The sequence below is a fragment of the Photobacterium chitinilyticum genome (assembly GCF_004104355.1).
GTDB lineage: Bacteria > Pseudomonadota > Gammaproteobacteria > Enterobacterales > Vibrionaceae > Photobacterium > Photobacterium chitinilyticum.
Genome location: NZ_RJLM01000050.1, coordinates 1 through 2,160 on the forward strand (window position 1 = coordinate 1; position 2,160 = coordinate 2,160).

A 2,160-nucleotide genomic window follows, 5' to 3' on the forward strand; every position below is an offset into this window, starting at 1 on the left:
TGGAAAGACTTTCGGCCAAGTATGATCGTATTAATGGATGGAGTTGCATAACAAAGGTATCAAGGTGACTCGTTTGACTCGGCATTTTTGGTTTGGAGTTTCGTGGATTTGGTGAGTTCATCGTGGCGCACCTTATCCCAGGCGTTATGGCGTAAGTGAGTACAGTTAACGTGGCTGCCGAGTTACTGGGCGGTGGGTCGTTCTTAGTCGCTAGTATATTGCAGTTTTCCAGCTCTGTTATGGTGCTGGGTGTTTGCAAGGAAAATCGGCATTTGTAGGTACTGTATGCAACACGCCCGATTGTCGTCCTGAGGTGGCTTCTTTCCACTTGTCCAATTGGCTCCTGCACTTGTGTTGATTCCCTTCATTTACATCGGGTCGAGGCTTAGCAGCTAGCAAGCAGTAGTTTTCCAATCCTGTTATGGTGTTGGGTGTTTGCAATGAAAATAGGCATCATTGGTTCCAGTCCGCAGCACACTCGATTGTCGTTTTACAGTCGCTGTTTTCTCCATGAAGCACAGGTTCAAAATGTTTAGTAAAGAGCCATCCTTTATCAAGTAACTCCTAATTTTGTTATATAAATCATAAAGAAATGACACGAATCATGTATATGTTTAGGTTGTTGCTTATGATGTTCTTCTCTAAAGCAGGAAACCCTGTAGCGGTAGCGTGCATGGAAGTTGAGTAGGTTACTTTGATCTCGCCATAACAAAGGTATCAAGGTGACGCGTTTGACTCGGCGGTTTTGGTTTGGAGTTCGGTGGRTTTGGTGAGTTKRYCGTGGCGCACCTTATMCCMGGCGTTAGCCGCGAAAGGCGATATTTTAATCGCCAATACTCGCTCTTACATCTGCAATCGTGATAAACAGTTTATTTTCAGCATCTTGAAATGCAGTGAATCCATATTTTTCGTAGAAGTATTCAGCACCATCTTTAGCGTCAACGATAACAACAGGGAATGCTACTGTTTCACTGGCCATCAGTAATTTTCGAAGTGCATCAATAAGCAACCATTCACCATAGCCATTACCTTTGTATCGTTGATCGACTGCAAGCCTTGCGATTAAGCCGCCAGAGCTGGCATTATGATGCTTCTTTTGTAGTTTCGYTGGTAGTGATGTTAAATCAATTGGTGTCATAGTAAGCGTGTAATAGCCTACAACATGCTCGGTACAGTCTACATCTTCAAGTACAAATGTACGGGTGTTATCTTTCTTGGCTTGTTGACTAGCCATGATTTTCAAATAATTGTTTAGAGCATCAATACCACAATCAAAACGATGACGGTCATGCTTAGTTTTGTCTAATTGGACCGTCTTCATTATTGCGTTTTTTCCTTGTAACGAGCTGCCGCCTGTTGCAGTCGCGCATTAGGTTTAGCTGGTTCGTCAAGAGCATCCATGAGCAWCATGGCATCACGTTGACTTAGTTTAAGAGCTCGTTCACGTTCCATAATCTGTTTCGCTTTTTCAACAGCGGCACTAAGAACAAATGAGTTAATACTAGACATGCCAGCGATGGCWGCGGCTTGTGATAGTAATTCTTGGGTATCAATGTCTACACGGGCAGTGATACGTGGTAGTGCAGTAGCCATACAAACCTCCATTGAGTGTCAAAGTGGCACATTTAAAGTATGGCATGGTTGTTACTGATTGGCAATTGCTGTGTCACTTTGGCACGCGGCTAACAAGGCAATCAAGGTGATGCGTTACACTCGGCGGTTTTGGTATGAAGTTCGGTGTGCTTTGCTGGTTCAGTGGGGCACACCTTATTGCAGACGTTATGTAGAGCCAAGAATTTCAATGGTAGATTGTTCAGTGCTTATTTCCACAATTTCTCTAGCCATTCGTTCAGCGAAAGGCTGCCTGAAAGTCCGAAGATCAGCTTGCTGTTGTCTTCTCTACTGCCTTTAATTCTGGCAATTCAACATCATAATTTTAACGTTACTTTGCTGTGAAAGTGTTGGTGCATTTCTTTGCCCATAGGTTTGGTGAAGCAGCCAAGCTTCTCCGCATCAGGTTGTCATGCAAGTTGGTTTGGCTCAAATAGTTGAAAGTAAATCGCAATTAGCAGAGCCTGTGTTTGTTGCTTGTATGTCGCAGATTCATCATGCATGGAAGGATTTTCGGCCAAGTATGATCGTATTAATGGATGGAGTTGC

The 2,160-nt window shown here is 43.6% G+C and carries 2 protein-coding genes; both read right to left on the reverse strand.

The window, feature by feature from the left end; translation table 11 throughout:
• Positions 1-823: 823 nt before the first annotated feature.
• The gene (locus tag EDI28_RS25655; protein WP_128786675.1) at positions 824-1,324 is read right to left on the reverse strand and encodes a GNAT family N-acetyltransferase; all 501 of its coding nucleotides are present in this window, start codon (positions 1,322-1,324) and stop codon (positions 824-826) included.
• Positions 1,321-1,593, reverse strand: a complete 273-nt coding sequence (locus tag EDI28_RS25660) for a type II toxin-antitoxin system TacA family antitoxin (protein WP_128786676.1) — start codon at positions 1,591-1,593, stop codon at positions 1,321-1,323. The genes EDI28_RS25655 and EDI28_RS25660 overlap by 4 nt, the downstream gene beginning before the upstream one ends.
• Between the last annotated feature and the right edge of the window lie 567 nt (positions 1,594-2,160).